General features: G+C 73.1%; 29 protein-coding genes. 13 read left to right on the top strand and 16 right to left on the bottom strand.

Going from position 1 to position 25,086, the window contains the following annotated elements:
- Nucleotides 1–61: 61 nt before the first annotated feature.
- From AOM05_RS12705 to AOM05_RS12695, 3 genes are read right to left on the bottom strand one after another with little or no spacing between them, the layout of a single operon-like run.
- On the bottom strand, nt 62–538 hold the full coding sequence (locus AOM05_RS12705; protein WP_082097524.1) for a methyltransferase family protein: 477 nt from the start codon (nt 536–538) through the stop codon (nt 62–64).
- Nucleotides 539–547: 9 nt separating this feature from the next.
- Nucleotides 548–1,759: a 1-acyl-sn-glycerol-3-phosphate acyltransferase gene (locus tag AOM05_RS12700; protein WP_228373306.1), complete on the bottom strand. Its 1,212-nt coding sequence runs from the start codon at nt 1,757–1,759 to the stop codon at nt 548–550.
- Nucleotides 1,756–2,586 carry a patatin-like phospholipase family protein gene (locus tag AOM05_RS12695; RefSeq protein WP_062522821.1) on the bottom strand — a complete coding sequence of 277 codons (831 nt, stop codon included), beginning with the start codon at nt 2,584–2,586 and terminating at the stop codon, nt 1,756–1,758. Before AOM05_RS12695 ends, AOM05_RS12700 begins: the two co-directional genes overlap by 4 nt.
- Nucleotides 2,587–2,667: 81 nt before the next feature.
- On the opposite strand from AOM05_RS12695, the gene AOM05_RS12690 reads away from it, so the two are divergent.
- From AOM05_RS12690 to AOM05_RS12675, 4 genes are all read left to right on the top strand, one after another.
- Nucleotides 2,668–4,368, top strand: a complete 1,701-nt coding sequence (locus AOM05_RS12690; protein ID WP_062522819.1) for a cytochrome c biogenesis protein CcdA — start codon at nt 2,668–2,670, stop codon at nt 4,366–4,368.
- A gap of 96 nt (nt 4,369–4,464) precedes the next feature.
- Complete coding sequence (locus AOM05_RS12685; protein ID WP_062522817.1) at nt 4,465–4,749, top strand: hypothetical protein; 285 nt, start codon at nt 4,465–4,467, stop codon at nt 4,747–4,749.
- Between the two features lie 7 nt (nt 4,750–4,756).
- Nucleotides 4,757–5,404 carry a sigma-70 family RNA polymerase sigma factor gene (locus AOM05_RS12680; RefSeq protein WP_228373305.1) on the top strand — a complete coding sequence of 216 codons (648 nt, stop codon included), beginning with the start codon at nt 4,757–4,759 and terminating at the stop codon, nt 5,402–5,404.
- Nucleotides 5,401–6,159, top strand: coding sequence for an anti-sigma factor (locus AOM05_RS12675; protein ID WP_062522814.1), 759 nt, complete (start codon nt 5,401–5,403; stop codon nt 6,157–6,159). The genes AOM05_RS12680 and AOM05_RS12675 overlap by 4 nt, the downstream gene beginning before the upstream one ends.
- 4 nt (nt 6,160–6,163) lie before the next feature.
- On the opposite strand, the gene AOM05_RS12670 is transcribed toward AOM05_RS12675, so the two are convergent.
- Nucleotides 6,164–7,858, bottom strand: coding sequence for a cation:proton antiporter (locus AOM05_RS12670; protein WP_062522812.1), 1,695 nt, complete (start codon nt 7,856–7,858; stop codon nt 6,164–6,166).
- Between the two features lie 122 nt (nt 7,859–7,980).
- Here AOM05_RS12670 and AOM05_RS12665 point away from each other — a divergent pair, with 122 nt between their 5' ends.
- The gene (locus AOM05_RS12665) at nt 7,981–8,574 is read left to right on the top strand and encodes a dienelactone hydrolase family protein (RefSeq protein ID WP_062522810.1); all 594 of its coding nucleotides are present in this window, start codon (nt 7,981–7,983) and stop codon (nt 8,572–8,574) included.
- A gap of 12 nt (nt 8,575–8,586) precedes the next feature.
- Here the strand turns inward: AOM05_RS12665 and AOM05_RS12660 are convergent, their stop codons facing one another.
- The 4 genes from AOM05_RS12660 to AOM05_RS12645 are packed head-to-tail and all read right to left on the bottom strand — an operon-like array spanning nt 8,587 to nt 10,769.
- Nucleotides 8,587–9,360 carry a DUF6226 family protein gene (locus AOM05_RS12660; protein WP_062522808.1) on the bottom strand — a complete coding sequence of 258 codons (774 nt, stop codon included), beginning with the start codon at nt 9,358–9,360 and terminating at the stop codon, nt 8,587–8,589.
- A 22-nt stretch (nt 9,361–9,382) separates the two neighbouring features.
- Entirely contained in the window at nt 9,383–9,907 is a 525-nt protein-coding gene (locus AOM05_RS12655; RefSeq protein ID WP_062522806.1) for an aminoacyl-tRNA deacylase, read from the bottom strand.
- Nucleotides 9,907–10,368 carry a hypothetical protein gene (locus AOM05_RS12650; protein ID WP_062522804.1) on the bottom strand — a complete coding sequence of 154 codons (462 nt, stop codon included), beginning with the start codon at nt 10,366–10,368 and terminating at the stop codon, nt 9,907–9,909. Before AOM05_RS12650 ends, AOM05_RS12655 begins: the two co-directional genes overlap by 1 nt.
- A gap of 47 nt (nt 10,369–10,415) precedes the next feature.
- On the bottom strand, nt 10,416–10,769 hold the full coding sequence (locus AOM05_RS12645; RefSeq protein WP_062522802.1) for a hypothetical protein: 354 nt from the start codon (nt 10,767–10,769) through the stop codon (nt 10,416–10,418).
- Nucleotides 10,770–11,058: 289 nt separating this feature from the next.
- On the opposite strand from AOM05_RS12645, the gene AOM05_RS12640 reads away from it, so the two are divergent.
- On the top strand, nt 11,059–11,643 hold the full coding sequence (locus AOM05_RS12640; RefSeq protein ID WP_062522800.1) for an LbetaH domain-containing protein: 585 nt from the start codon (nt 11,059–11,061) through the stop codon (nt 11,641–11,643).
- A gap of 4 nt (nt 11,644–11,647) precedes the next feature.
- Here the strand turns inward: AOM05_RS12640 and glpK are convergent, their stop codons facing one another.
- Nucleotides 11,648–13,165: a glycerol kinase GlpK gene (gene glpK / locus AOM05_RS12635; RefSeq protein WP_062522798.1), complete on the bottom strand. Its 1,518-nt coding sequence runs from the start codon at nt 13,163–13,165 to the stop codon at nt 11,648–11,650.
- A gap of 185 nt (nt 13,166–13,350) precedes the next feature.
- On the opposite strand from glpK, the gene AOM05_RS12630 reads away from it, so the two are divergent.
- The gene (locus AOM05_RS12630; RefSeq protein ID WP_062522796.1) at nt 13,351–13,722 is read left to right on the top strand and encodes a VOC family protein; all 372 of its coding nucleotides are present in this window, start codon (nt 13,351–13,353) and stop codon (nt 13,720–13,722) included.
- On the opposite strand, the gene AOM05_RS12625 is transcribed toward AOM05_RS12630, so the two are convergent.
- Nucleotides 13,689–15,488, bottom strand: a complete 1,800-nt coding sequence (locus AOM05_RS12625) for a glycerol-3-phosphate dehydrogenase/oxidase (RefSeq protein ID WP_082097523.1) — start codon at nt 15,486–15,488, stop codon at nt 13,689–13,691. The genes AOM05_RS12630 and AOM05_RS12625 overlap by 34 nt on opposite strands.
- A gap of 106 nt (nt 15,489–15,594) precedes the next feature.
- A complete protein-coding gene (locus AOM05_RS12620; RefSeq protein ID WP_062522794.1) occupies nt 15,595–15,804 on the bottom strand; it encodes a hypothetical protein in 210 nt (69 codons plus the stop codon).
- Nucleotides 15,805–15,958: 154 nt separating this feature from the next.
- On the opposite strand from AOM05_RS12620, the gene AOM05_RS12615 reads away from it, so the two are divergent.
- From AOM05_RS12615 to AOM05_RS12605, 3 genes are all read left to right on the top strand, one after another.
- Complete coding sequence (locus AOM05_RS12615) at nt 15,959–16,435, top strand: CoA-binding protein (RefSeq protein WP_062522792.1); 477 nt, start codon at nt 15,959–15,961, stop codon at nt 16,433–16,435.
- Nucleotides 16,432–17,289, top strand: coding sequence for an alpha/beta fold hydrolase (locus tag AOM05_RS12610; protein WP_062522790.1), 858 nt, complete (start codon nt 16,432–16,434; stop codon nt 17,287–17,289). Before AOM05_RS12615 ends, AOM05_RS12610 begins: the two co-directional genes overlap by 4 nt.
- A 76-nt stretch (nt 17,290–17,365) precedes the next feature.
- On the top strand, nt 17,366–17,647 hold the full coding sequence (locus AOM05_RS12605; RefSeq protein ID WP_062522788.1) for a hypothetical protein: 282 nt from the start codon (nt 17,366–17,368) through the stop codon (nt 17,645–17,647).
- Nucleotides 17,648–17,657: 10 nt separating this feature from the next.
- On the opposite strand, the gene AOM05_RS12600 is transcribed toward AOM05_RS12605, so the two are convergent.
- A complete protein-coding gene (locus AOM05_RS12600; protein WP_062522786.1) occupies nt 17,658–17,852 on the bottom strand; it encodes a hypothetical protein in 195 nt (64 codons plus the stop codon).
- Nucleotides 17,853–17,994: 142 nt separating this feature from the next.
- Here AOM05_RS12600 and AOM05_RS12595 point away from each other — a divergent pair, with 142 nt between their 5' ends.
- Entirely contained in the window at nt 17,995–19,188 is a 1,194-nt protein-coding gene (locus AOM05_RS12595) for an exonuclease SbcCD subunit D (RefSeq protein ID WP_062522784.1), read from the top strand.
- Nucleotides 19,185–22,136, top strand: coding sequence for an AAA family ATPase (locus tag AOM05_RS12590; protein WP_062522782.1), 2,952 nt, complete (start codon nt 19,185–19,187; stop codon nt 22,134–22,136). The genes AOM05_RS12595 and AOM05_RS12590 overlap by 4 nt, the downstream gene beginning before the upstream one ends.
- Here the strand turns inward: AOM05_RS12590 and AOM05_RS12585 are convergent.
- Genes AOM05_RS12585 through AOM05_RS12575 form a run of 3 tightly spaced genes read right to left on the bottom strand, consistent with a single transcriptional unit; the run spans nt 22,133 to nt 23,427 of the window.
- Nucleotides 22,133–22,609 carry a GNAT family N-acetyltransferase gene (locus AOM05_RS12585; RefSeq protein WP_062522780.1) on the bottom strand — a complete coding sequence of 159 codons (477 nt, stop codon included), beginning with the start codon at nt 22,607–22,609 and terminating at the stop codon, nt 22,133–22,135. The genes AOM05_RS12590 and AOM05_RS12585 overlap by 4 nt on opposite strands.
- Nucleotides 22,610–22,619: 10 nt before the next feature.
- Complete coding sequence (locus tag AOM05_RS12580) at nt 22,620–23,183, bottom strand: hypothetical protein (RefSeq protein WP_062522778.1); 564 nt, start codon at nt 23,181–23,183, stop codon at nt 22,620–22,622.
- Nucleotides 23,176–23,427, bottom strand: a complete 252-nt coding sequence (locus AOM05_RS12575; RefSeq protein WP_062522776.1) for a hypothetical protein — start codon at nt 23,425–23,427, stop codon at nt 23,176–23,178. Before AOM05_RS12575 ends, AOM05_RS12580 begins: the two co-directional genes overlap by 8 nt.
- Nucleotides 23,428–23,521: 94 nt before the next feature.
- Between AOM05_RS12575 and AOM05_RS12570 the strand changes: the two genes are divergently transcribed.
- Nucleotides 23,522–24,079, top strand: a complete 558-nt coding sequence (locus AOM05_RS12570) for a hypothetical protein (protein ID WP_062522774.1) — start codon at nt 23,522–23,524, stop codon at nt 24,077–24,079.
- Between the two features lie 360 nt (nt 24,080–24,439).
- On the opposite strand, the gene AOM05_RS12565 is transcribed toward AOM05_RS12570, so the two are convergent.
- A complete protein-coding gene (locus tag AOM05_RS12565; RefSeq protein WP_062522771.1) occupies nt 24,440–25,078 on the bottom strand; it encodes an energy-coupling factor ABC transporter permease in 639 nt (212 codons plus the stop codon).
- Nucleotides 25,079–25,086: the final 8 nt, after the last annotated feature.

The following is a 25,086-nucleotide window of genomic DNA, read 5'->3' as shown; positions in this document are numbered from 1 at the left end:
GAAACGCCCTGGCAGAAGGGCGAGCGCGAGAGCAGTGGAAAAGCCCCCGCCAGCGAGCGCCCTACGAGGCCCGCCGCTTGCCGATCCCGGGCACGAACTTCCCCGTCCGCGCCGCGTAATCCGCGTACCCGGGATACGCGTCCACCAGGAACCGCTCCTCCACGCGCGTCTTCACGTCGAAGAACACGGCCAGCACCACGCACAGCACCAGCGTCCACAGCTTTCCGGATCCCACCGCGAGGCCGAGCGCCACCACCACGATCGCCGTGTACATCGGGTGCCGCGCGTATCCGTAGATGCCGCCCGCGGCGAGCCCCGCCCCGTTGGGAGTCGGCATCGGCGTGAGCGCGCGGCCCAGGTCCTTTCCGGACCAGAACATGCCGAGCAGCCCCAGCAGCACCAGGGTGCTCCCCAGCCACAGCGAGCCGTCCAGGCCCGGTCCCGGGAGCAGCGCGGTCAGGCCGACCGCGAGGAACAGCAGCCCCTGCAATGCGACGAGTCCGAGGCCAAGAAGGCGCCCGCGGGCAGGTGACGACATCCTGCCAGGCTACCCGGCGCGCCGCCGGGCCCCGTACGCCTCGCGCGCGACCGCCGCGCCGGACACCTCGGGCTGGTGCGCGTCGATCCACGCGTCGACCGTCTCCCACCACGAGTACAGCCACTCCTCGCGGGCCTCGCGCCCTTCGGGCACGGCCGGCACACCGGGCACACCGGGCACACCGGGCACACCAGCCAGCCCAGCCGCCCCAGCATCCGCCGCGGTCCAGCCCTTGAGCACGATCCGCTTGTCCACCGGCAGCTCCCGCCACACGTCCGCGACGGTCGAGAGCCTCTCCAGCCCCGTGTGCCCCACGATCACCACCGCCGCGTCGGGCCGCGCGTCCATCGCCGCCAGCACTCCGCCGGGATGCGGCGGCATGACGTGCGGCATCGCCTCCGCTCGCGCGGCGAGGTCGGGGTGGCCCTGGTCGCGCAGCGCCTGGATGCGTCGCTCCCGACGCTTGGGCGTCGCGTTCGCGCCCTCGGGGAAGATCAGCAGGGCGCCGTCCTCGCCCAGCTCGCCCGCGAGCGCCGCGATCGCCTCGGTCCCGCCGGGCGCCCCGACCGCGCGGTGGCGGCGAGGGGTGAGGAACTGCGACGGGATCCGGTGGAGCAGGATGTCGATCGCGGGGTCCCACTGCAGCGTGTCCTTGAGCACGATCGCGGGCGCACGCCCGAACTGGTTGAGCAGCGCGTCCACGATGATGAACGAGTCCCCCGGCCCCGCGTGCCGGCACACCACGATCAGCGGTCGCCCCGGCGCGATCGCGTCGAGGTCCGCGTCCTCGAGATCGATCTCGAGCCGCAACGTCCACTTGACCTGGGAGAACAGGAACCGCAACATCGTCCGCGCGAGCGCGATGTGGTTACGCTGCGACCGCTCGCCCCGCACCCGCGTCCCGAACCCGTGCCACACCCACAGCGCGCCCAGCGCGATCACGCATGCCGCGTCCCACAACAGGTAGAAGCCGGCGAGCCACACCACCCGGGTGAGGCGCAGCTTCCCGGGCAGCGCGAAACTCACCACCGCCGCCACGAACACCACGAACCACGCCGCCACCGGCAGCCACACGAACGCGACCAGCACGATCGCGGGCGCCAGCACCAGCCTCCGCACCCAGCGCGGGGGCAGGCGCCACCAGTGGGTGCGCCGGCGCGGCTTGGCACCCGTCGAGGAGACGCCCGGGGACGATGCGCCGGCCGGCGGACCGCCGTTCACGCGCCCGCCCGGTGGCCGGCCAGGTAGTCGGCGGTCGCGGCGCGCGCGGCCTCGATGCGCGCGTGGGTGCGGTCGAGCCTGCGGTAAGCGCCCAGGCGCTCGTCGCCGGGCTGCTGCCCGCCGTAGGGCAGCACGTGCAGCTGGACGTGGTCGGGCACCGCGGCGCGTTCGCGTTGGAAGCGATGGCGGCGCGAGATCTCGAAGGCGATGCGGGCGACGTCGGCGGGCTTGCGGGGCGGCCCGAGCGGCTCCTCGATGCGTCCCACCTGGAGCACGTAGACGGTGGTGGCGCCGCGCGCGACGGCCTCCCCGACGGGGATGGAGTTGACGATCCCTCCGTCGACGAAGTGCTCGCCGTCGATCACCGTGGGCGGGAGCGCGGCCGGCACCGATGCGGACGCCATCACCGCGTCCACCACGGAGCCGGTGTCGAACCAATGCTCGGAGGCCCGCTCGATCGACGCCGCACACACGGCCAGCGGCACCGCGAGATCCTCGAAGCGGGTGTCCGCGCCAATGACCCCGGCGACCAGCCCGCGCAGCGCCTCCGGGTTGTTCAGGTGGGTCTTGTGCTTCGCGAGGCGACGCAGCTGCCGGTACAGCGACTCGCCGTAGATCGCGCCCGCGGTGGGCGACGCCCACGTCTGCTCGAGCCGGTCGACCACGTCGAGGTGCGGGTCCTGCGCCACGGCGGCGCCGTTGATCGCGCCGATCGACGTCCCCACCACCAGCTGCGGGACCACGCCCGCCTCGAGGAGCGCGCGCAGCATCCCCACCTCGGTGGCGCCCCGGACGCCCCCACCTCCGAGCACGAATGCGACGGTCATGTGCCCAGGTTAGGCGGCACAAACCGCCCCGGGCGCGGCAGCGCGCCCCATCCCCGCGCATCGTCGCTCCGAACGCCCGGCATGATCACGCTCATCGTCGTCGGACTGGTCTCCGGCATCATCACCGCGATCAGCCCGTGCGTCCTCCCGGTGCTGCCCGCGATCCTCAGCTCGTCGATCCAGGACGGCGCCGCGAACCGGCGGCGGCCGCTGGTGGTGGTCGCGGGCCTGGTCACCAGCTTCGCGGTGTTCACGCTGCTCGGCGGGATCCTGCTGGCAAGCCTGGGTCTGCCCGACGACCTGCTCCGCTGGACCGGGATCGTGGTCCTCGCCGTCGTGGGCCTGGGGCTGATGATCCCCCGCCTCGGCGAGCTCCTGCAGCGGCCCTTCGAGCGCGTGCGCCCCGCCAGGATGGACCGCGGCGGCAACGGGTTCGTGATGGGGCTCGCGCTGGGCCTGGTGTTCGTGCCGTGCGCCGGCCCGATCCTCGCGTCCATCACGGTGCTCGCCGCGACCAACGGGGTGAGCTGGGGGCTGGTCGCGCTGACGCTGGCGTTCAGCGCCGGCATCGCGATCCCTCTGCTGGTATTCGGGTTCGCGGGGCAGGCGATCTTCTCGCGCATCAAGGCGGTCCGCGAGCGCCTGCAGCTGATCCGCGCGATCTCGGGCGGCGTGCTGCTCGCGACGGCGCTCGTGATCGCGACCAACGTCGCCGAGCCGCTCCAGCGCGCGGTGCCCGGCTTCCTCGCCGGCATCCAGAACACGATCGAGGACAACGACTCCGTGCGCGACGAGCTCGACACGCTCGCGGGTCGCGAGGGGGACGATGCGGCGGTCGCCTCGGGCGACCGGCTCACCTTCGACGAGTGCGCGGACGCCTCGACGGCCCTGCACGACTGCGGCGACGCGCGCGACCTCCTCGGCATCCAGGCGTGGCTCAACACGGAGGGCGGTGAGGCGCTGTCGGTGGACGAGCTGCGCGGACAGGTGGTCCTCATCGACTTCTGGACGTACAGCTGCATCAACTGCCAGCGCACGTTCCCGTACCTGACAGCCTGGGACGAGCGGTACCGCGACGACGGCCTCACGATCATCGGCGTCCACACCCCCGAGTTCGCGTTCGAGAAGGTGGAGGCGAACGTCGCGGCAGCCGCGGAGCGGTACGGGATCGGGTATCCGATCGCGATCGACAACGAGTACGAGACGTGGCGCGAGTGGGACCAGCGCTTCTGGCCTGCGCACTACCTGATCGACCAGAACGGCACCGTGCGCCAGGTCCACTACGGCGAGGGCGCCTACGCGGAGACCGAGGAGCTGATCCAGCAGCTGCTCGACACCCCGCCGCAGGCCGTGGTCGACGCGGATCCCGGCAACCACACGTCCGGGCGCACGCCCGAGACGTATCTGGGCTACGACCGCGGCTACCCCAAGGCCAACGGCGACTACCCCCGCGACGAGGCCCACGACTTCGGGTCCGGACCCGCGCCGTCCGAGGACGGCGAGGTGTCGCTGTCGGGAACCTGGACCGTCGGGGATGAGGCCATGACCGCGGGCCCCGGCGCGGCGCTCGCCATCCCGTTCTACGCGGCGGACGTGCACCTGGTCCTCGCCGGATCGGGCACGGTCACCGTGACCCTCGAGGGCGATCCGGGCTACCGCGAGGTGGTCGAGGTGTCGGGCACGCCGGACCTCTACGACCTGTACGAGGGCGAGCCCACCACGGACGTCATGCACCTCGAGCTCTCCGAGGGCGTCGAGGCGTACGCCTTCACCTTCGGGTGAGCGAAGGCGGCGCCCGTCCCACCCATCCGGCGCCCCCACCGCCCCGAACACCAGCCGTCGGGCACCCCCAACACCAGCCCGGCACAGGGAGGAATCATGTACCGAATGCGCACGCTCGCCGTTCCGGGCCTCATCCTGCTCGCCGGCACCGCGCTGGCGGCCTGCGGCGACACCGAGCCGGCGTCGACCTCGTCGGACGACACGATGATGGAGGAGACCATGGAGTCCACCCCCATGGAGTCGGAGTCGATGATGGAGGACGACGAGATGATGGAGGACGAGGACTCCATGGAGAAGGACGACGACTCGATGATGAGCGAGTCCCCCAGCCCCGACACGATGATGTCGGAGGACGACGAGATGATGGAGGACGAGGGCTGACACCCTCGTGACGGACGATGCGGAGGGCCAGGTGAGCGCGGACGGGCGGCTGAGCGCGGTGCCGGGGGGCGACCCCGAGCAGCGGCGCGACGGCGACCCGCTCGGGGACCTGCTCATCCGCACCGGCCGCGGCGACCAGGCCGCCTTCGAGGAGGTCTACGACGCCCTGGCCGGCGCGGTGCACGGGCTGGCCCTGCGCATCGTCCGTGATCCCCAGCTGGCCGAGGACGTGGCCCAGGAGGCGCTCGTGGAGGTGTGGCGGGTCGCGGCGCGGTTCCGGCCGGAGCAGGGCTCGGCGCGGTCGTTCGTGCTCACCATCGCGCACCGCCGCGCCGTGGACCGCGTGCGCTCCGAGCAGTCGCACGCGGACCGGCTCCTCACCCACGGCCCCCGGCACGCCGTCGCCGCGGCCGAGCAGGCCGACCACCCCGAGCAGGTGGTCGAAGCGATCGACGCGCAGTGGCGCGCCGCGCGGGTCCGCAAGGGCCTCGCCGCGCTCACCCCGCTCCAGCGCGAGGCGCTCGAGCTCACGTACTACAAGGGCTACACCAACCGACAGCTCGCGGAGTCCCTCGGGATCCCGCTGGGCACCGCCAAGGCCCGGATCCGCGACGCGATGATCCGGCTCCGCGACACCTGGGAGGGGACGCGATGAATGACAACATCCACTCCCTCATCGGCGCGTACGCCGTCGACGCCGTCACGCCCGACGAGCGTGCCGACTTCGACGCCCACCTCGCCGCCTGCGAGGACTGCGCCACGGAGCTGGTGGGGCTGCGCGAGGCCGCCGCCACGCTCGGCGCCGCCGAGGCGACCGCTCCGCCGGCCGCGCTGCGCGCGCGGGTGATGGACCAGGTGGGACGCACGGCACAGCTGCCTCCCGTCGCGGGGGACGATGCGCGGGTGACGCCGCGCGCGGAGGTGACCGGCGCATCGTCCCCCCGCGAGCGGCGGGGCTGGCCGCGGCTGGCCGTCGCGGCCGCCGTGGCCGCGGTGCTGGCCGTGGGCGGGCTCGCGGGCTCGACGCTGCTGGGCCAGCGCGACTCCACCAGCGAGGACCAGCGCGCGCTCGAGAAGGACGTGATGATGGTCACGAGCGCGCCGGATGCGCACGCGATGGATCTGGGGCTGGGATCCGCGCACCTGGTGATGAGCGACAAGATGGGGTCCGTGGTCGCGATGGGCGAGGACTGCCCCGAGCCCGAGGACGGCATGGAGTACCAGCTGTGGGTGGTGATGGAGGACGGCTCCAAGCACGCCGGGCCCACCTTCATGCCCGACCCGGACGGCAGCTTCATGACCCTCATGGAGATGGACATGGAGGGCGTCGCGGCGTTCGCGGTGACCGAGGAGCCGGCGGGCGGCTCCGACCAGCCCACCACCGACGTGGTCGCGGAGGTGGGCCTCTAGGAGGTCAGTCGTCGCCGTCGGGGTGCTCGGCGCGCAGCTGGAGGGAGATCTGCTCGGCGTCGATGATCCGCATCGCGTCGCCGAGCGCCTCCGACCCGAACGTCCCCATGCCGCGCACCTCGAGGATCCGCTCGCGCTGCGCCTCGATGATCGCGAGCCTGAGCTCGAGGAACTGGGCGCCGTGACCGATGGTCTCCTCGTCCTCGGCGCGGGCGTGCACCACCGCGCGCCGCACCGCGTCGACCACGGCCGGCGAGTACTCGCCGCCCTCACGCGGTCGCAGCGAGCCGTCCGCGAGATACGTGTCGGCGACGCCGGCGAGGAGGGCGCGCAGCTCGGTGCGCTCACGCTCGTCGTGGACGGACTCCCCCGCGATCCCCAGACGCTTGGTCACCCACGGCAGCGTCGAGCCCTGCGACATCAGCGAGCCGACCGCCACCACGAACGCGATGAGCACCAGCGTCGAGCGCAGCGGCGTGTCCGCCGGCAGCGACTGGGCGGCCGCGACGGTGATCGCGCCGCGCATGCCGGCCCACACCAGCACGCCGCCCTCGCGCCAGCCCAGCGGGCGGTTCTCCAGGTAGTCCGCGTACGCCGAGTGCTGCTCGACGCGGCGCGCGACGGCCTCGCGGCGCGCGGGATCGGGATGCGCCTCCGCGCGCTCCGCGAGGCCCGACACCCGGTCGTGCCGCGCGCGCACGCGCCGTGCCCGGCGCGCGGCCGCCATCACCACGGGCGCGACGTACGCGATGCGGATGAGCAGCACCAGGCCCAGCGCCGCGAGCCCGAGCCCGAGCGCGAACCAGACGGATCCGTGGGTCTCCTCGACGTCCGCGATGAGGGTGGTGACCTCGAGGCCGAGCAGCAGGAACACCACGCCCTCGAGCAGGAGCTCGGCGGTGCGCCAGTTCGCGCGTTCGGAGATGCGGTCCGCGGGACGCAGGTACAGCGGCGCACGGTAGCCCGTCACCAGGCCGGCCACCACCGCGGCCACCAGCCCGGAGGCGCCCAGCAGCTCCGCGGGGACGGCCGCGGCGAACGGGGCGACGAAGGAGATGGCGGTGGAGTTGGCGGCGCCGGGCACCAGGCGGCGCAGCCGCACGCTCAGCTCGCCCATCACCAGGCCCACCAGCACCGCGATCACCACGGCGGAGGCGAAGTCCCACGTCGCCTCGCCCAGGGTCATGGTGGCGCCGGCCGCCGCGACGGCGGTGCGCATGGTGACCAGGGCGGTCGCGTCGTTGAACATCGACTCCGCCTCGAGCACGGTGACGATCCGTGGCGAGACGCCCATCTTGCGGATGATCTGCACCGCGACCGCGTCGGTGGGGCTCACCACCGCGCCCAGCGCGACGCCCATCGCGAACCCGATGCCCGGGATGACGGCGGAGAAGAACAGGCCCATGAGCAGCGCGCTCACCAGCACCAGCACGATCGACAGCCCGCTGATGGCCCGGAAGTCGCGCCGGAACTCGGTCGCGGGCAGCGCCACGGCGGCCGAGTACAGCAGCGGCGGGATGATGCCCAGGAGGATGAACTCGGACTCGACCTCGATCTCCGGCACGCCGGGGATGAAGCTCACGCCCACGCCGAGCAGCACCAGCAGCAGCGGCGCCGCGACCCCGACCCGCGGCGCGATCGAGTGCACCGCGACGATGGCGACCACCGCCACCACGCCGATCAGCAGCAGCTCGTCCATGCACAACCTCCCTGGCAACGGGCGCGGTCCCGTGCACCCAGCCAACCACCTGGAGGCGTCCGCGCGCGACAGGCCGGACCGGCTCGGGTCGCGCTCATGGCGTCCCGGCGAGAGGATGAGTCATGGCCGAGATTCTCCTTTTCCACCACGCACTGGGGCTCACCGAGGGGCTCCTTGCCTTCGCGGAGCGGCTGCGCGCGGACGGCCACACCGTGCACTGCCCCGACTGCTACGCGGGTGCCACGTTCGACGATACGGACGAGGGGGTCGCGTTCGCGCAGCGCGTGGGGCACGACGCCCTGCTCGAGGCGGCGCACAGCGCGGCCCGGCGTCACCGCGGCGCGGACGTGGTGATCGGCTACTCGCTCGGCGTGATGCAGGCCCAGCTGCTGGCGCAGGACCGACGCCGGTTCCGCGCGTGCCTGCTGGTGGGGGGCGCGCTGCCTCCGGCGGCGCTCGGCGGCGCGTGGCGCCACGAGGTCGCCCTGCAGATCCACGTGGCCGACCCGGACGAGTGGGTCGAGCCGACCGAGATCGACGCGCTGCTCTATCACGCGCCCCACGCGCGGATCTTCCGCTACCCGGGCAAGGGCCACCTGTTCATGGACAGCTCGACCATGGAGTACGACGCGGACGCGGCGGACCGCTTCGAGGAGCGCGCCACGGCATGGCTCGCGGAGCTCGACGAGCACCAGCGCTCCCGCCAGATGGTGTGACGGGCGGCGCGGTCAGGCGCTGCGCAGCCTCCGCCTGATGCGGTCGAGCGCCGCCTCGATCGCGGCCTCGCGCTCCTGCCTGGTCCACAGGCGCAGGGGCTCCGCCTCGGCCTCCCAGGTGCCCTCCGCATCGTCCCTCCGCGGCGGCCACGGCAGCCACCGCTCGCCGTGACGCTCGCGCTGGCTCTGCTTGAGCGCGTCGACGCGCTCCTTGTCGGCGGCGTGACGCGGCTCGCGGCTGTAGCTCGCGGCGGTGCCGCCGCCGATGGTGATCTCGATGCCGTCGGTCCAGGAGTAGCGCTCCTGGAAGCGGCCCTCGACCACGGACAGGACGATGCGCTCGAGCAGCTCGGCGCTCTCCTCCAGCGATTCGTCGCACGCGTCGCAGCCGCACGCCGGGGAGCGCGCCTCTCCTGCGGCGCCCATGGCGACCACGATGGACGGGAAGGTGGTCTCGGCGATGACGAGCGGCGCGCAGCCGTCGTGACGCGGCAGCAGGGTCGCGGCGCGCGCGATACGGACCTGGCCCTGCTCGGCGCTGCGGACGGTGTCGGGCGCGTCCGCAGGGAGGCCCTCGGTGTAGCGCACGTCGACGTCGTAGGTGCGCTCGAGGTGCTCGATCAGCGCGTCCGCGACCTCGACGAGCGGCGCGAACCGCTCCGGGTGGCGGGTGCGCGAGTAGGTGCGCTCGGGCGCGCCGTCGACACCCCAACGGTGGCCGTACGGGATCGCGTTGCCGTCGGGGTCGGTGAAGACCAGCTCCGGCAGCTCGGGCCTCTGATACACGTGCGTCAGAGTACCGGGCGGGTCAAGCGCGGGGCGTGAGCGGCTCGGTGACGTCGGCGATCCGGGCGTCGAGGATCTCCACGAGCTGCTGCGTGTCGAGCGTCGCCGCGACGCCGTGCGCGCCCGCGCCGATCGACACGGGCCCCTCGCGGGACACGATCAACGCGTCCGCGATGACGGGCCACGGGCGCCCGGAGGTGGGATCGGGCAGGGCGCCGAAGGGCGTGATGGTGCCGCGCTCGTAGCCGGTGACGTCGCGGGCCACGTCCTTGTCCGGCATGGACAGCCGGTTGACGCCCAGCAGGGTGCGGAGCTTGGGCCAGCTGATCTCGCGGTCGCCGGGGACCAGGACGTAGAGGTACTCGCCCTCCGCGCGGCGCACCACCAGGGTCTTGAGGATCTGGCGCGGGTCCAGGCCGCGCACCTCGGCGGCCTCCTCGAGCGAGCGGACGGGGCCGTGGACGGTGACCTGGTACTCGATGCCGGTGTCCGCGAGCGCGCGGATCGCGGGGGTGTCGGGGGTGTCGGGGGTCTCCGGTGCCGCCATCACTCCCCCAGGTACCGGGTGCCGGTCGCGTCGGGACCGTGGGGCGAGACGAACGCGAGGCGCGCGATGCCGCGGACGGCGGCGATGAACCATTCGGCAATCATCTCGTCCGCCTCGCCCTCGACGCCGGAGAACGCGGCGACCATGCCGTGGCGCACCACGCCGCCCGGGTAGACGATGTCGCCCGCCGTGTAGAGGTGCGGCTGATCCATGCGCACGCGCGACGTGTCGAGGCCGGTGCGCTCCGCGACCTTGGCCTTCGCGACGGCGTAGCCGTAGGTCTTGTCCTCGGTGTCGCCCAGCGACCCGGTCCACAGGATGGTGCCGGGGCGTGCGGGGTCCATCACCACCAGGTCGCCCACGGCGTCGCGGATGACGCCGGCGGCGGCGGCACGTTCGATGGCAGGGGTGATGAGCTCCCAGGCCTGGGAGCAGATCTCAGGGGTGAGTCCGGTGAACATCGGCGGTCCTTCCTCGCGTGGTCTCACGCTAGCGCCGATGCGGCGGCTCAGCTGCCGAACTGCTCCTCGAACGCGAGGGCGGAGGGGGCGTTCCAGGTGAGCCCCGCGGGCGTCTCGGGGTGCGGGGCGAAGAACCCCTCCTCGAACTGGTCGCCGGCGACCACGGGGGCCCCGCCGATCGCGAAGGACGGCACCACGTCGCCCACGTACCAGTCGGAGAACGCCTGGACGCCCTGGTGGAACACGCCCACGCTCACCACCCAGTACGCGGCGAGTGCGAGTGCCGCGACCAGCACCAGCTGGATGGCGACGTCGATCCACGCGATCCCGGTGGCCCCGACCGCGCGCGGCGCGGCGACGGCGTCCCCGCGTGCGGCGCGCGAGGGCCGGAGGACGCGCACCTCGCGCGTGATCCTCGGACCCCACGAAGCGACCGAAATGTGTGGAACTGTCATGGTTTACCCCCGTATCCATCTGACCTTGGATGCCTGCATCCCGCAACCGGAGCGCGGTGACGAATATTCCAATCACAGGTAAAGACGCGGGAAACGGCCCGGGCGTTGGGTCAAGGATGGTTAAGGTCCGGTAACGATGCGCGGGTCACCGGGTTTCGGGCCGCAGGCCGGGCGCGGCATGATGCAGGGGTGGGCGCGCCCGGCCGGGCGCGGCCAGGCGACTGAGGGGGCGGCCGTGAGCGAGCAGGACGAGCAGATTCCCGTGATCCCGCTGCGCGAGGCGCCCGGCGAGCGTGCCGCGTGGGGACGCGGGCCGTTGTGGGTGATGGCCTGGATGCTGGTCGAATGGCTCCTGGTGACCAACGCGCTGCAGCCCTCCTCGCGCCTCCGGGTGGCGGCGCTGCGGGCGTTCGGCGCGACCATCGGCGACGGCGTGATCTTCCGTCAGCGCACCCGCGTGAAGTTCCCCTGGAACCTCGAGATCGGCGACGACTGCTGGATCGGCGAGGGCGTGTGGTTCCACAACCAGGACCGCGTGACGCTCGGCCACGACGTGGTGATCTCCCAGGAGAGCTTCATCACCACCGGCAGCCACGCGCACCGGCGCGACATGGCGCTCATCACCCGGCCCGTGGTGATCGAGCCGGGCGTGTGGATCACCTCGCGGTGCATCGTGACCGGCGGCGTCACGCTCGGGCGTTCCTGCCTGGTCTCCCCCGCCGCCGTGGTGATGAAGGACGTCCCCGCGGGGCGCATCGTCTCCGGGAACCCCGCGCAGGACGCGGGCGCGCGCTTCCAGCCGCAGCCCAAGCGCGGCTGAGGGCTCAGCCCTCGGCGTCCTCGTCGAGCCAGTCGAGCGAGCGGGCGACCGCCTTCTTCCAGTTGCGGTAGAGGCGGTCCGCCTCCGCGGCGGGCAGGGCGGGGTGCCAGCGGCGGTCCTCGTGCCAGTTGTCGCGCAGCTCGTCGAGGTCGCGCCAGTAGCCCACCGCGAGACCCGCGGCGTAGGCGGCGCCCAGCGCCGTGGTCTCCACCACCTCGGGGCGGACCACGTCGACGCGGAGGATGTCGGCGAGGAACTGCATGAGCAGCTCGTTCGAGGTCATGCCGCCGTCGACGTTGAGCACGCCCAGCGGCACGCCGGAGTCCGCCTCCCCCGCCGCCACCACGTCGCGGGTCTGGTACCCCGTCGCCTCGAGCACGGCGCGCGCGAGGTGGGCCTTGGTGACGTACTGGGTGAGGCCCAGCACCGCGCCGCGCGCGTCGGGCCGCCAGTACGGGGCGAACAGGCCGGAGAACGCGGGCACGAAGTAGGCGCCGCCGTTGTCGGGCACGCTCGCCGCGAGCGGCTCGATCTCGCGGGCGTCCTTGATGGAGCCCAGGTTGTCGCGCAGCCACTGCACCAGGGCGCCCGTGACCGCGATCGACCCCTCGAGCGCGTAGTGCGCCGGCTCCGCGCCCAGCCGGTAGGCGACGGTGGTGATGAGGCCGTGGTCGCTCATGATCGGCTCGGTGCCGGTGTTGACCAGGAGGAACGTGCCGGTGCCGTAGGTGCCCTTGGTCTCGCCCTCGTGGAAGGCCGCCTGGCCGAACGTCGCGGCCTGCTGGTCCCCGAGGATGCCCGCGATGGGCACCTCGCGCAGCAGCGAGCGGCCGCCCACGCGGCCGTAGACCTCGGAGGAGCTGCGGATCTCGGGCAGCAGCGCGCGCGGGATGTCGAACGTCTCCAGCAGGGCGTCCGACCAGTCGAGCGTGCGCAGGTCCATGAGCAGCGTGCGCGACGCGTTGGTGACGTCGGTGACGTGGATGCCGCCGTGGACGCCGCCCGTGAGGTTCCACACCACCCAGGTGTCGGGTGTGCCGAACGCGAGCTCGCCGGCCTCGGCGGCGTCGCGGGCTCCCGGCACGTGGTCCAGCAGCCACGCGATCTTGGTGGCGCTGAAGTAGGTCGCGAGGGGCAGCCCGGTGACCTCGCGGAAGCGGTCGATGCCGCCGTCCGCCGCGAGCGCGTCGATCATGGGCTGGGTGCGGGTGTCCTGCCACACGATCGCGGGGTGGATGGGCTCGCCGGTCGCACGGTCCCAGATGATCACGGTCTCGCGCTGGTTGGTGATGCCGAGCGCCTCGATGTCGAGGCGCGTGATGTCCGCCTTCGCGAGCGCCTGGCCCACCACCAGGCGGGTGTTCTCCCAGATCTCCAGCGGGTCGTGCTCCACCCAGCCGGCGCGCGGCAGGTGCTGGCGATGCTCGAGCTGCGCCTGCGACACGATCCGTCCCGGGTGGTCGAACACGATCGCGCGCGTCGACGTGGTGCCCTGGTCGATCGCCATCACATAGCCAGCCATGGCCTCACGCTAGCCGCTCGGCCCGCCCGGCGCCGGAGCCACCGCCATGCTGCCAGGGGGAACTCAGCGACGCTCTCGCGAGATCCTCGCGTCCCACCGGGAGCTCACCGACGCGGTTGCGACCCGCCGCCGCCCGGACGAGACTCGATGAGGTCGACACCCGACCCCACCCCGGAGGGACCGCCATGGCGCACGGAGACATCACCCACATCGACATCCCGGTCAGCGACCTCGCCGCAGCGAAGGCGTTCTACGGCGCGCTGTTCGGCTGGCAGATCGCGGCCCCGCCCGGATTCGAGGACTACCCGATGTGGCAGGCCCCGAACCAGATCAGCGGCGGCGGGCTCGCGCCGCGTTCGGAGGACTTCAGCCAGCCCCGCTCCTACGTGGAGGTCGACTCGATCGACGCCACGATCGCGCTCGCGCAGGAGAACGGCGCGACGGTGCTCATGCCCAAGATGGAGATCACCGACACCAGCTGGTGGGCCGTGATCTCCGACCCGGACGGCAACTCGATCGGGCTCTACGAGGGGGTCACGGACGTCGGCGAGGCCTGACCGGCCTGAGCGGCCTGCCCGGCGGTCTCCGCCGCCGGCGCCACCGCGGCCCGCGCCTGCTCGAGCACCAGCGCCACCTCCGCGGCGCGGCGCTTGCGGCCCCACCCGAGCTCCCGGCCCACCACCTTGGCGAGCTCCTCGAGCAGCGGCACGGTGACCTCGCCGCGGAACGTCAGCTGCGTGCGCCGCTGCACCACGTCCGCGAGCCGCGCGACCCGCTCGGTGCGCGCGATCCACTGGATCTCGGCGCGCGTGTAGTCCGGAGCGTGACGCAGCGTGCGCGCCTCGTCGAACCACGCGAACGGCCGCGCCTCCAGCACGGCGACCTCGGCCCCGCGCGTCCCGTACCTGTCCAGGAGCACCCTGGCCCGCGCATCGTCCCCCGGCATGTGCGCGGCGATCCACTCGCCGCGGTCGTCGGGGCGCGGGTAGTCGCGCCCGCCGCCGACCGGCACGCCGCGCGTCGAGGCGCGCCGCTCCCGCCCGAGCAGCCCCAGCACCTGGTCCGCGATCTTCTCGCCGAGCGCGCGGTGCGTGGTCCACTTGCCGCCCACCAGGCTCACCAACGGGACGCCGCCGGGCAGCTCGGAGGTCACCAGGCGGTAGTCGCGCGGGATCTCGCCGGGGCTCGCGGCGTCCGCGGCCGGCAGCGGGCGGATCCCGGCGAAGCGGTGCACGATCTGCTCGCGCGTCACCGGGATACCAGGGAACACGCGCGCGGCGAGGTCGATGAAGTAGGCGATCTCCTCGTCGGTGCAGACGGCCGGCTCGCGCGGGTCCGCGGGGATGTCGGAGGTGCCGAGGATCACGCGGCCGTGCTGCGGGTGGATGAGGACGATCCGTCCGTCCTCGTTCTCGAAGAAGATCTCGCGACCGCGGCACGCCTCGTGCAGCGCAGGGTTGTCCACCACGATGTGGCTGCCCTTGGTGCCGCCCATGAACGCGGTCGCCTCGCCCAGCGCGGCGTTGGTGAGGTCCGTCCACGGGCCCGACGCGTTGACCACCAGGCGCGGCTGGAGCGTCACGGTGTCGCCGGTGAGGACGTCGCGGACGTCCACCCCCGTGGACGATGCGCCGGTCGCCTCCACGTACGTCGCAAGTCGCGCGCCGGGATGTGCGGCAAGGGCGTCGAGCGCCATCTCGAGCGCGAGGCGCTCGGGGGCGCGCACCGCGGCGTCGTAGTAGGTGGCGGTGCAGATGATCGACGGGTCGAGGTCGGGCAGGTCCTCGAGGGACTGCACGCGGCCGGTGAAGCTGTGGCGCGGCACGCCGGTGCCGTCGGGGGCGAGGCCGGCGTGCGAGTACTCGTCGTAAAGGGCGAGGCCGGCCTTGATGAGGATCGCGCCGCGCGCGGCGTGGCGCGACGAGCCGTGGCCGGTGAGGAAGCGGCGCGGTGCGCTGCCCAGCCCCGACCACACCTGGTGGATGGGGATGGTGGTGGGCAGCGGCGTGACGTAGTGCGGCGCGGTGGCGAGCAGGCCATTGCGCTCGGCGACGGCCTCCTTGACCAGGCGGAACTCGCCGTTCTCGAGGTAGCGCAGGCCGCCGTGGATCATCCGGCTGCTCGCGGCGGAGGTCGCGGCGGCGATGTCGCCGCGGTCGATGAGCGTGACGTCGACGCCCTGCAGCGCGAGGTCGCGGAACGTCGCGACGCCGTTGATGCCGCCGCCGATGATGAGGACGGTGCAGTCGGGGCGCTCGCGCAGCGCGGCGACGGCCGGGCGTGCGTCCCGACCCCCGGGGTGGGTGCTGCGACGCGGGGCCATGGGGACATCGTGTCCAGGTGTCAGGCAGTTGCGCAATCCCTGGTTCCGCACGTGCTGCGGGGTGCTGGTTGTCGCTTTCCGCAGGCCCGTGCCCGCTGCGGGGGGCTCAGCGACGCTTGGTGCCCTCGTCGTGCTTCGCGCGTGCGGCGCCCACCACCCACAGCGGCAGGATCACGCCCAGCGCGAGCAGGAACGGCGGGAAGCCGAGGCTCGCGTGCGGGAGGTCGCGGAACAGCCACGAGAACCACCCGACCACCGCGATCGCGAGGATCGCATATCCGTTGACCGCCGCAACCGTGGCCCGCCCGTGATTCATCGCCAGCTCCCCCGTGGATTCACCCACCAGCCTTCCGCGGGCACCCGCCGTGGCCAAGCCACCACTTGTGGGGGCAGCCCTGCGTTTGCCGCCGCCGGTCCGGCGCGTGACCATGGAGGGAAGGTCCCCACCCCACACCCCCAGGGAGCGGATCATGACTGCCATCAAGGACGCTGCAGAGGCCTTCCTCGCGCATCAGCGGATCGCCGTGACCGGGGTGTCGCGCACCCCCGGCACCCACGGCTCGAACAACGTCTACCAGCGCCTTCGCGAGCGCGGCTACGAGGCCTTCGCCATCAACCCGAACGCCGAGACCATCGACGGCACGCCCGCCTACCCGTCCCTCGCGGCGGTCCCCGGCGGCGTCGAGGCCGTGGTGATCGGCACCCGCCCCGACCGCGCGCTCGCCACGGTCAAGGAGGCGCAGTCGCTGGGCATCACCGACGGCTGGATGCACCGGGGCCCCGGGCAGGGCAGCGTGGACGATGCGGCGGCGGCCTGGGGACGAGAGCACGGCATGGCGGTGATCGACGGGGGCTGCCCGCTCATGTTCGGTCCCACCGCCGACGGCGGCCACAAGTTCATGTGCTCGTTCATGAAGCTCACGGGCAGCGTGCCGCGCCAGGTGTGAGCGAGGACCTGGATCCCGGACGCTGGCGCTCGATCGACGTCGGCGGGGCGAGTCTCGACGTGTGGGAGCGGCCGGCGTCCTCGCTCGCGGCGCTGGGCGAGGACCCCGTGGTGATCGTCGGCACGGCCCTCACCGCCGACGAGCTGCTCCCCGTGGCCCGTCTCCTCGCCGCGGAACCCGGCCCACGCATCGTCGCGTATCGACGGCGGGGGTACGGCTCGGGCGGCACCACCGCCGGCGCCGGGTCCATCCGGCTCGACGCGGCCGACCTGGTCGCCCTGCTCGACGCGCTGGGGATCGCGCGCGCGTCGCTGATCGGGGTCTCCTACTCGGCGGCGGTGGTGCTGCAGGCCGCAGCGGACCATCCCGAGCGCGCGGCCCGGGTCGCGGCGATCGAGCCGCCGCCCATCCAATCGCGATCGGCGGCGGCGTTCCGCGTCGCGTGCACGCGGCTGGCGAGCGAGTGCGATGCGATCGGCGCGCGCCGCACCGCGGACCGGTTCCTGTCGCGGCTGATGGATCCGCACTGGCGGCTGGACCTCGAGCGGCTGCTGCCGGGGTCCGTCGCGCAGGTCGAGGAGGACGCCTCGACGTTCTTCCTCGCGGACATCCCGGCGCTGCTGGCCTGGGACTTCGACGCGCGTGACGCGGCGCGGGTGACGGCGCCCGTGCTGCTGGTGAGCGGCACCGCGAGCGCGCACTGGTTCGCGGAGGAGATCGACGCGATCCGCGGCTGGTTCCGCAACGTCGCGCACGTGAGCGTGGCCAACGCGGACCACTCGATGGCGCTGACCCACGCGGAGACTGTGGCCGGCATCCTCTCGCTATTCATGCACGAACCGACAGAGGAGTGATCGTCCCTGCTATCGGACCCGACTACCCCATAAATGGGGGCATGTGCACCGGGTGCCGCTTCACTAGGTTCGGAGCATGCAGGCGCTTAAGGACGACGTCACCCTGGATCTGGGCGACGAGGACGCGTGGATGTGGATCTGGTTCGCGGGATGGACCGTGGCCGCCGGAGTGATCGGCGGCAGCCTCTTCCCCGACGCCACGGGCGCGTTCGGGTGGCAGGCGTTCTTCATCGGCGCGGTCGTCGGAGCGGTGTCCACCATCCCCGCGATGGTGCTGTTCCGCCTGCTCGCCCGCGGGCTGGTGAGCCTGGGGCTGCTGGCGCCCCGCGCATCGTCCGCGGACGTCGCCGGGGACTGAACCCGCGCGCTCAGGCGAGACGGCCGGGGCCACGCCCGCGCGGGTTGCGCGACGCCGCGATGGCGGCGGCGGGGATCCCGGCCGCCGCGAGCGCGACCAGCACCACCGACGGGCCGCTGAGGAAGAACGCGCCGGCCGCCGCGGCGAGGATGGCGACGGCGAACAGCGCGATGACCGCGAGGACGGCGCGAAGCAGCTCGAACATGACGACTCCTGAGGGCGGAGGAACTTCCCCCACGGTCGCCCCGCGCGCCGCGACCGGCAAGCCACCATTTGTGGGGGCGGCTCCGGCCCGTCCCGCGTGCTCGCCGCACCCCGCTGTCGGACCCCGCCGCTAGTCTCGCGGCATGCGCCTGCTGCACACCTCCGACTGGCACATCGGACGGACGTTCCACGGCCACTCGACCGACGACCACCTCGCCCAGGTCCTGGCCGCGCTGGCCGCCGCCGTCGCGGAGCACTCCGTGGATGCGGTGGTGGTCGCGGGCGACGTGTTCGACTCCTCCACGCCCAAGGGCGAGGCGTTCACCCTGCTCAACGACGCGGTCGCCGCGATCCGCGCGGCCGGCGCGACGGTGGTGCTCACCACCGGCAACCACGACGGCCCCGCACGCCTGGGCCACATGGCCAGGTTCGCGGCGTTCGGCGGCGTCCACGTGCTCGCGGACCTGAGCGCGCTCGCCGCGCCAGTGGCGGTCCCCGACGCACACGGCGAGGTGCTGATCTACGGCATCCCCTACCCGCACCCCGAGTTCCTCCGCGCCGCGTTCCCTTCCTTCGCCGGGATGACCCAGGAGGCCGCCCACGCCTTCGCGATGGACCTGATCAGGGACGATGCGCGGGCGCGGGGCGGCGCAGAGGCTCGCTTCGTCGTGGCGGCCCACACGTTCGTGTCCGGCGAGGCGGGCGAGGTCGCCTCCACTGTCGAGGACGGCGGGCGCGCCGAGGAGCGGGACATCACGCGCGGCGGCCTCGACATCGTGCCGCCTTCGGCGTTCGACGGGGCCGCGTACGTGGCGCTCGGCCACATCCACTCGCGGGTCACGCTGTCCCCCTCCGTCAGGTACTCGGGTGCGCCACTGCGGTTCAGCTTCGGCGAAATCTCGAGCGCGAAGGGTGCGTGGCTGGTGGACGTCGGCGCCCCTGGCGCCGCGCCGACCGCGGAATGGCTCGAGCTGCCCACCCCGCGCGCCGCGGTGCGGCTCGAGGGCACGCTCGAGGCGCTGCTGGCGCCGGGCGCCCACCCCGAGGCCATCGACGCCTGGGTGGATGTGGTCCTCACCGACGACCTCCGCCCCCGCGACGCCATGCGCCGCATCCAGGAGCGCTACCCGCACGCCGTCACGCTCACCCACCGGCCGGCCAACATCGCCGACCACGGCGCCGCCACCTACTCCGAGCGCACCCGCGGCAAGTCTGACGCCGAGCTCATCGCGTCCTTCCTGGAGTTCACCCGCAACGGGCACGGCGTGAGCGAGGCCGAGGGCGAGCTGATCGCGGAGGCTCTGGGCGCGCTCGACGCGAAGGAGGCCACGCGATGAAGGCGATCAGCCTCACGCTCGAGGGCTTCGGGCCGTACCTGGCGCGCCAGGAGGTCGACTTCACGGCCTTCGACACCGACAGGCTCTTCGTCATCACCGGCAAGACCGGCGCAGGCAAGTCCACCATCCTCGACGCGATCACCTTCGCGCTGTACGGCGACGTGCCCCGCTACGACGGCACCAAGTCCACCGCCCGCAGCCACTTCTGCACGCCCGCGGACCCGACCGAGGTCACACTCGTCTTCGAAGTCGGGACCGCGCGATACCGCGTCACGCGCTCGCCCGAGTTCGAGCGACCCAAGTCGCGCGGCACGGGCACCACGCTCGAGAAGCCCTCGGCGAAGCTGTGGCGCTGGGACGGCGGCGACTGGGAGCCGCTCGCGATGGCGCCCCGCGAGGTGGGCCACGAGGTCGGCGCCATCATGCAGCTCACCTCCGACCAGTTCCTCCAGGTGATCCTCCTGGCACAGGGCCGGTTCGCGGAGTTCCTGCAGTCGGGGACGGACTCGCGGCTCAAGCTACTGCGCTCGCTGTTCGGCACGCAACGCTTCGAGGACCTCACCGCGTCCCTGCGCGACCTCGCGCGACGCCGATTCCGCGCGATCGAGGCCGCCGACGCCGACCTCGCGGGGATCGCGGACTCCGCCGCGACCGTCGCCGGCGTCGAGCCGCCGTCCGGCGACCGGGAATCCTGGCTCGTGACGGTGGACGATGCGCTGGTCGCCGCCGCCGCCGACCTCGCCGAGGCGTCGGAGAAGACGGGTGCCGCCGCGAGTTCCGCTCGCGAGGCGCTCGCCGAGGCGCGACGGGTCGAGGCGGAGCGGGCGCGGCTCGCATCTGCTCGGGTGCGGGTGACCGACCTCGAGGCGGGGTCCGAGGCGCACACCGAGGACGTCGCGCGGCGAGACCTCGCTCGACGCGCCGTGCCTTTGGTGGGGTCGCTCGCGGCCGCCGGGCGCGCCGCTTCGGCGCTGGACGCGGCCGGCGAGGCGCACGACGCTGCCCTCGCCCGCACCCCGGCGTACGCCGACCTCACCCTCGCCGACCTCCGGGCGCGCGCCGCCGACCTGGCGACCGAGCGCGGCGCCCTGAGCACCGCGCTCGAGGCCGAGGCCGCCCTCCCCCGCCTTCAGGCCGCAGCCGTGACCGCCCGTGCCGCCGTCGACGCGGCCGTGACCGCGCGCGACGCGGGCCAGGCGGAGCTCGACGCGCGACCCGAGCGCGAGCGGGTGCTGAGGGAACAGCGCGAGCCGCTCGCCGCCACCGCCGCGCGTGCCGCGGACCTCGACGCCGCGGTTGCGCGCGCCGAGAGTGTCGTCGCCGCACACACGCGCTTGGCGTCGCTCGAGACCGCGCTCGAGACCGCCGCGCTGCGCGAGGCCGAGGCTTCGGGCGTACGCGCCGCCGCGGTGCGCGCGCACGACTCCCTGGTGCAGCGCCGCCTCCGTTCTCAGGCCGCGCACCTCGCGGAAAGCCTGGTCGACGGCGAGCCTTGCGCGGTGTGCGGCGCGACCGTTCACCCGTCTCCCGCCACCCCCACCGACGAGCACGTCACCGACGAGGAGGTCGACGCCGCCGACTCCGCCGCCAAGTCCGCCTCCGCCGCCTTCGAGCGCGCGCAGGCGGCCGCCTCTGACGCACGCACCGCCGCCCAGGTGGCACGTAGCGAGGCCGGCGATGGCACCCCCGATGAGGCGGGCGAGGCGCTTGAGGCCGCGCGCGTCGCCGCCGCGGCCGCGACGGAAGCCACCGCCGAGCTCGGCGAGATCGACGCGGAGCTTGCCGCGCTCGACGGCGAGGCCGCGTCGTTGCGGGAGTCGCTCGCCGCGCGGGCGACCGCGCTGGAGACCGCCCAGTCCACCGCGACGCAGGCGGACGCGGCTCGCGAGGCGGCCCGCGCATCGTCCCTCACGGGGCGAGGCAAGCACGACTCCGTCGACGCGCGCGCCGCCGCGCTGGACGCGGAACGCGTCGCGGTGGACGCGTTCGCCCGAGCCACCGAGGCGGTCGAGGAGGCGCGCCGCGCCGACACGGACACGCGCGACGCCGTCGCGAACGCGCTGGCAGAGGTCGGGTTCGAGGACGCCGACGCGGCGCGCGCCGCTGCGCTTCCCGCGGGCGAGCTCGCTGCGCTCGAGGCGCGCATCACCACCTACGAGACTGACCTGGCGGGCGCGCGGGCCGTGGTGGCGGAGCTCGCCGCTGCCGATCTGCCCGAGGAGGCCGCTGACCTGACCGCGTTGGAGGCGGCATCCACCGACTCGGAGGCGGCCGCCAAGGAGGCCGCCCGCGCGCACGCCGATGCTGCGAGCCGCGCGACGCAGTTCGCTGCGCTGGCGGCGCGCTACCGGGAGAAGGCGTCCGCGACGGCGGAGGCGCGCGAGCGGCACGCGGTGGTGGAGACGCTCGCGAGCACGCTCGAGGGCAGCCCGCCGAACGAGCGTCGGATGCGCCTGGAGTCGTTCGTGCTGGCGGCGCGGCTCGAGGAGATCGTGGCGGCGGCGAACGCGCGGCTGGGCGTGATGTCGAATGGCCAGTACCTGCTGGAGTACGACGACTCGGCGCAGTACCGCAACAAGCAGACGGGCCTCGAACTTCGCGTCGCGGACGCGCACACAGGGATGTCGAGGTCGACGCGGTCACTCTCAGGCGGAGAGACGTTCCTCGCCTCGCTCGCGCTCGCCCTCGGGCTGGCGGAGACGGTGACCGCCGCGGCGGGCGGGATCCAGCTCGACACGATCTTCATCGACGAGGGCTTCGGGTCGCTCGACGGCGACACCCTCGAGGTCGCGATGTCGACGCTCGACGACCTCCGCGACGCCGGCCGCACCGTGGGCCTCATCTCCCACGTGGAGGCCATGAAGGAGGCGATCCCGGCGAAGCTCGAGGTCACCAAGGCCGCGGACGGCTCGAGCCGGGTCGCGGTGCGGGTGGGGGCGGAGTCTTAGATCTCGCCGAACGGGTAGCGGACCGTCGCGAACGGCCAGTCACGGTCGAGCCACGCGGGGACGAAGGCGTGGACCGCCTCCGCGACCCCGGCGGGCGCGTCGGCGACCACCCACCAGGAGACGTCGGCCGCGGGCTGTTCCAGCGCATCGTCCCCAGGCTCCGCCGGGTCGATGTAGATGCACCCCAGCAGGCGGTCCTCGCCGGCGGGCAGGATCGCGTAGTTGAAGGACTCGTGGGTCTCCATCTCGCGGGCGTGACGGGCGAGGTCGGCGCGGTCGGCCTCGGCGCTCATGTCGGCGGGCGGCCAGCCCCACTCATCGCCGTACTTGGCCCACAGCATCGCCTGGTTGCCCATCACGGCGGGCATGTCGATGTCGAGGTCGTCGGCGCTGATGGGGCGCACGTGGACGTCCGCGGTCACCGCCTCGCGCAGCGGGTGGGCGTAGTCGGCGGGCAGCCAGGACGCGGTCATGGCGATGCGCTCAAGCCATCAGGTGGAGCTCGCGAGCGGCCCCAGCGTCGGGCGAGTCGCGCCGCGCGCGAGCCACGAACTCGGCGACCGTCAATGCCGCATCGGCACGGTCAGCGTTCCGCAGACCCACAGCGATGAACTCATCACCGAACTCGACGATGAGCGCCATCGGCTCGCCCGTCCGATCCGAGCGCGCAATGTCGCCCACGAGGTCGCGGTCGAGAGCCGCGACGAGCGTCACGTCTCCCAGCGAGTTCCGCGGCCACCCGGCTCGAAGCTCTGCGGACGCAGCCAACTCGTTCCCAAGACGGTCAGCGATCCGCGCGCGCTCGGACGTGCCGAAGTCCTGGCGGCAACGCAGCACGAATACCTGTCCGTCATGCTCGACGACGCGCTCGAGGAACACCACGAAGCCGTCGACGTCAGCCTCCTGCTCGCGAGCCAGCCCCAACAGGTACGTCGGGGTGGCCTCGTCGAAGGTGGCGACACCGGCGATGAGGCCGGGCAGTTGCGGGCTCGTCACGCCCACGCCGTGCTCACCATGATCGGTCAGCACGAACACCAGTTCACGCACGCTTCACCACCTCCCGCGCCTCATCGATCGACAAGCCGACGCCCTTCACGAGGATATTACGGACCTCGATCGGGGCGAGGTCCCGTTTGGACAACGCCCAAGTCAGCTGCGGCCGACCTGCCGCACGAAGGATCTCGTGAGACCCATGCCCGCGACGTGGCACGGCGCTGTAACCGAGCTCGCGCTCCAACAGCGCCCGCATGCGGCGACCCGATAGCGAGGGGAAGCCCGGCACGTTGACCATTGCTCGACGGTATGACCTACCACTGACACCGCCTGCTGCCGGGCTACCGCCTGCCTACGATCCCTGCGAGACTCGAAGTGACGAGGGAGTGAGCGTGGACAGGCATCTCTTCAGCGACGAGTCGAAGGTCGACGGCTTCCGGTTCGCGGGCGCCGTGATCGACGGCGACGACCTGCACCGCGTGCGCCGCGAGGTCCTCGACTGGCGCGTGGGCGAGTCGCGACGCTGGCACACCTCGAAGGAGCGTCCGGAGGCGCGTGAGCGGGCGCTGCGGCGGCTGGTGCGGCTGGCCGGACCGGTCGAGATCGTGATCGTCGAGCACGCGAAGACTCACCCCGAGTTCCTCGCGCGGGAGGCGTGTGTCGAAGCGCTCGCGCGGTGGGCGTCGGCGCATGGCGTGACGCGGTGGGTGCTCGAGCAGGACGGTCCCGTCCAGTTCCGCGACCGCCAGACCATCGCTGCGCTGATGCACACCGGCCAGATCCGTCGCATGACCTACCGGCACGAGGCGCCCCTCGCCGAGCCGCTGCTGTGGATCGCCGACTTCGCCGCGTGGCTGTGGACCAAGGGCGGCGACTACCGCGCCTCGATCGAGCCGCTGGTCGTGCACCACGAGGTCGTAGTCGAGCCGGATATCGCGCACGCGGCCTGAGACCACCACTTGAGCCCACCCGGACAGCGTGAAGCCCGGCTGGCCAACCATCCGGGAGGCTGCCGGGCTCACTGCGCGGAGCTACTGCCCTTTGCTACTTCTATTATCCCACCCTGAGCGGTGCGGCGCGAGGTCCCGAGACTCGTGCGAGCACGCTCGCCGATTTCATGCACTTTCGCGGCGAAGATCGTGACGGTCAACGGCCCGAACAGGCGCATCGGGCCGATTGGCGCCCGAGCATTGGGGCCCGTCACCGTTCGGAAGGCGGCCCGAGTTCCCCGGCCGCAGGCGAGCCGTGCGAAAGTGCATAAAAACCGCGAGCGAGGCGCGAGAACCCCCGCCGCTTCCCGACGGCGCGGCTCAGGGTCGGCCGAGGGCGGTTCGACGGCGCAGGTCAGCAGGGACCCGCGAGGAGGGACGATGCGCCGCCCACCCGAGCGTGACGGCCACCATGGCGGCGGTCGCCGAGGCTTCGAGAGCGGCCCACGCGAGGTAGTGCGGCAGCGCCGCGGCAGGCGTCCCCCCGCCGTAGACGCCGACCAACACCAGTGCAGACGCCAACACAGACGCGAACGCCCCGAGCCCGGCCCCCGGCACCGTCCACCGCGGCCCGAGCCGCGCGACGCCCCGGTACACCGCCCACCCCACGAGCACCCCGACCACACCCATCACCATCACGTTGACCCCGAGCGCGGCGATCCCGCCGTCACCCCACGCCAGCGCCTCGAGCGCGAGCACCGCGGTCATCGTCACCACGGCCAGCCACGGCCCCAGCGCCACCGCGAGCAGCGTCCCGCCGACCACGTGACCCGTGAGGCCCGCGCCGAGCGGCACGTCGAGCAGGTGAGCGATCAGCACTCCCCCGGCGCCCGCGAGCGCGAGCCCGAGGCGCGGCCGCGAGCGCCGCAGCGCGACCCCCGCGTAGGCGACGGCGCCCACGGCGGCCGCGCCCGACACCACCAGCGCGTCGGGGTTCAGCACCCCATCCTGGATGTGCATGACCGTCT

The sequence above is a fragment of the Demequina silvatica genome (genome assembly GCF_000971215.1).
Taxonomy (GTDB): Bacteria; Actinomycetota; Actinomycetes; order Actinomycetales; family Demequinaceae; genus Demequina; species Demequina silvatica.
The sequence above is the reverse complement of the archived record's forward strand: the minus strand, read 5'-3'. Positions and strand labels throughout refer to the sequence as shown.

Excerpts from the sequence above, each read along its gene's own strand:
- AOM05_RS12705 (WP_082097524.1), bottom strand. The coding sequence starts at position 538 with ATGTCGTCACCTGCCCGCGGGCGCCTTCTTGGCCTCGGACTCGTCGCA.
- AOM05_RS12695 (WP_062522821.1), bottom strand. The coding sequence starts at position 2,586 with ATGACCGTCGCATTCGTGCTCGGAGGTGGGGGCGTCCGGGGCGCCACC.
- AOM05_RS12690 (WP_062522819.1), top strand. The coding sequence starts at position 2,668 with ATGATCACGCTCATCGTCGTCGGACTGGTCTCCGGCATCATCACCGCG.
- AOM05_RS12685 (WP_062522817.1), top strand. The coding sequence starts at position 4,465 with ATGTACCGAATGCGCACGCTCGCCGTTCCGGGCCTCATCCTGCTCGCC.
- AOM05_RS12675 (WP_062522814.1), top strand. The coding sequence starts at position 5,401 with ATGAATGACAACATCCACTCCCTCATCGGCGCGTACGCCGTCGACGCC.
- AOM05_RS12670 (WP_062522812.1), bottom strand. The coding sequence starts at position 7,858 with ATGGACGAGCTGCTGCTGATCGGCGTGGTGGCGGTGGTCGCCATCGTC.
- AOM05_RS12665 (WP_062522810.1), top strand. The coding sequence starts at position 7,981 with ATGGCCGAGATTCTCCTTTTCCACCACGCACTGGGGCTCACCGAGGGG.
- AOM05_RS12655 (WP_062522806.1), bottom strand. The coding sequence starts at position 9,907 with ATGGCGGCACCGGAGACCCCCGACACCCCCGACACCCCCGCGATCCGC.
- AOM05_RS12650 (WP_062522804.1), bottom strand. The coding sequence starts at position 10,368 with ATGTTCACCGGACTCACCCCTGAGATCTGCTCCCAGGCCTGGGAGCTC.
- glpK (WP_062522798.1), bottom strand. The coding sequence starts at position 13,165 with ATGGCTGGCTATGTGATGGCGATCGACCAGGGCACCACGTCGACGCGC.
- AOM05_RS12630 (WP_062522796.1), top strand. The coding sequence starts at position 13,351 with ATGGCGCACGGAGACATCACCCACATCGACATCCCGGTCAGCGACCTC.
- AOM05_RS12625 (WP_082097523.1), bottom strand. The coding sequence starts at position 15,488 with ATGGCCCCGCGTCGCAGCACCCACCCCGGGGGTCGGGACGCACGCCCG.
- AOM05_RS12620 (WP_062522794.1), bottom strand. The coding sequence starts at position 15,804 with ATGAATCACGGGCGGGCCACGGTTGCGGCGGTCAACGGATATGCGATC.
- AOM05_RS12615 (WP_062522792.1), top strand. The coding sequence starts at position 15,959 with ATGACTGCCATCAAGGACGCTGCAGAGGCCTTCCTCGCGCATCAGCGG.
- AOM05_RS12605 (WP_062522788.1), top strand. The coding sequence starts at position 17,366 with ATGCAGGCGCTTAAGGACGACGTCACCCTGGATCTGGGCGACGAGGAC.
- AOM05_RS12600 (WP_062522786.1), bottom strand. The coding sequence starts at position 17,852 with ATGTTCGAGCTGCTTCGCGCCGTCCTCGCGGTCATCGCGCTGTTCGCC.
- AOM05_RS12595 (WP_062522784.1), top strand. The coding sequence starts at position 17,995 with ATGCGCCTGCTGCACACCTCCGACTGGCACATCGGACGGACGTTCCAC.
- AOM05_RS12590 (WP_062522782.1), top strand. The coding sequence starts at position 19,185 with ATGAAGGCGATCAGCCTCACGCTCGAGGGCTTCGGGCCGTACCTGGCG.
- AOM05_RS12585 (WP_062522780.1), bottom strand. The coding sequence starts at position 22,609 with ATGACCGCGTCCTGGCTGCCCGCCGACTACGCCCACCCGCTGCGCGAG.
- AOM05_RS12575 (WP_062522776.1), bottom strand. The coding sequence starts at position 23,427 with ATGGTCAACGTGCCGGGCTTCCCCTCGCTATCGGGTCGCCGCATGCGG.
- AOM05_RS12565 (WP_062522771.1), bottom strand. The coding sequence starts at position 25,078 with ATGCACATCCAGGATGGGGTGCTGAACCCCGACGCGCTGGTGGTGTCG.